Here is a 1,264-nt window from a genome sequence, read left to right as displayed (position 1 = left end):
CCTCCACTGCATGACTTAAATATATTGGGGGTTGACATTACCCATAGATAGGGGCGGGTCCCCGACAGGAAAAGGTATTGAATAAAAGGGACTCCCGCCGGTCTTGCCTAAAGGCTTGTTTTCAGTCGTTTTAAATAAACCAGATATTTATCCTTACAACCTTCTTTTGCAGCCCATTCCAGGATGGCCTTTTGGCTGACGTTGTGGTTTTTACTGACCAGCAGCGCTTGATTCAGGGATTGAAAGTCATCCCAATGAAAAAATGCCGCCAGACGGTCTTTGACGCAATCGGTCGGTGTAAGGAGTTTGAGGTGTCCTCTTTTTGTTTTAAGTAGTTTAAATCTTTCAATGGGTTGTTCACCAATGGCAATTGGCGGAGGAAGGAAGTCAATATAATAGGGGCATTGCGGGTGAGTGAAATGACGTGTTTGATGTGACTTGAATCCCAATTGGGACAATGCCGCTTGGATATCGCGATAGGGTTCATACGCTATGAAATCAAGATCCTTGGAAACATAGTTGTTACGGCTATAAATGGTAACACATGCGCCACCCACCAAGACGGCATCAATGCCATGTGTTTGTAAGTGGGTAGCGATAATTACGGATAATTCTTGGATGGTAACGTTTTTCCAATCAATGTTCATATAGGCTTCCCCGGTCGTCGTGGTCGGGTACGTTTGGTGTAGTACCTCTCTACTTGTTTGACCGGGAAATGGGAAAAAACTTTCGAAAAAAGTTGAAAACATTCCTTCAAAAACGGGTAGCGGGGATTGAACTCATAGACTCGGGTCCGTCCTACCAGGCGACTGACTACGATATCACCGTTTTCCAAGCGTTTGAGCTGTTGCTGGATGGCGTTGACCGGTAGCTGGAAATTGTCAGCCATTTCCTTGGCGTAACTTTTCTCAAACCGCCACAGGTAGAATAGGACTTTTTCAATGGTTGGATTACCCAAAAGAGATTCAAGCATAGCAGCCTCCTTATACCAAATAATATGGTTATATTACCAATAAAAATGGTAAGTTGCAAGGATGAAAATAGCGAGGGACAGGTCCCCGCCCGGAGAGAATCTTGGATGAATGGGACTTCCGTTGGTCACAAACCCGCATGAAGGCAAAGGCGTCTCTCGCTAAGTCGCTAAGGTCGCAAAGAAAAGCAAAGGCAAATAGGATAAAACATAATTGTAAGGGTATAAATAATGTCGGACCTCCAATCAGGAGGAAAGGTTAGAATGGAGTTGAAGCAATCGGGAAACGAGAGG

2 protein-coding genes are annotated in these 1,264 nt (G+C 44.7%); both read right to left on the bottom strand.

What is annotated here, in order from left to right:
• Nucleotides 1–107: 107 nt before the first annotated feature.
• The gene (locus K8S19_13500) at nt 108–647 is read right to left on the bottom strand and encodes a nucleotidyltransferase (GenBank protein ID MCD4814693.1); all 540 of its coding nucleotides are present in this window, start codon (nt 645–647) and stop codon (nt 108–110) included.
• Nucleotides 644–973, bottom strand: a complete 330-nt coding sequence (locus tag K8S19_13495) for a winged helix-turn-helix domain-containing protein (GenBank protein ID MCD4814692.1) — start codon at nt 971–973, stop codon at nt 644–646. Before K8S19_13495 ends, K8S19_13500 begins: the two co-directional genes overlap by 4 nt.
• Nucleotides 974–1,264 lie beyond the last annotated feature (291 nt).

It is taken from the genome of bacterium, from assembly GCA_021108215.1.
Taxonomy (GTDB): Bacteria; Oederibacteriota; JAAXVQ01; order JAAXVQ01; family JAUVAV01; genus JAIORK01.
Note: the sequence above shows the minus strand (reverse complement) of the source record. Positions and strands in the feature narration are given on the sequence as shown.

Bases quoted from the DNA above. Each gene is read 5' to 3' on its own strand.
- K8S19_13500 (MCD4814693.1), bottom strand. From the start codon at position 647: ATGAACATTGATTGGAAAAACGTTACCATCCAAGAATTATCCGTAATT.
- K8S19_13495 (MCD4814692.1), bottom strand. From the start codon at position 973: ATGCTTGAATCTCTTTTGGGTAATCCAACCATTGAAAAAGTCCTATTC.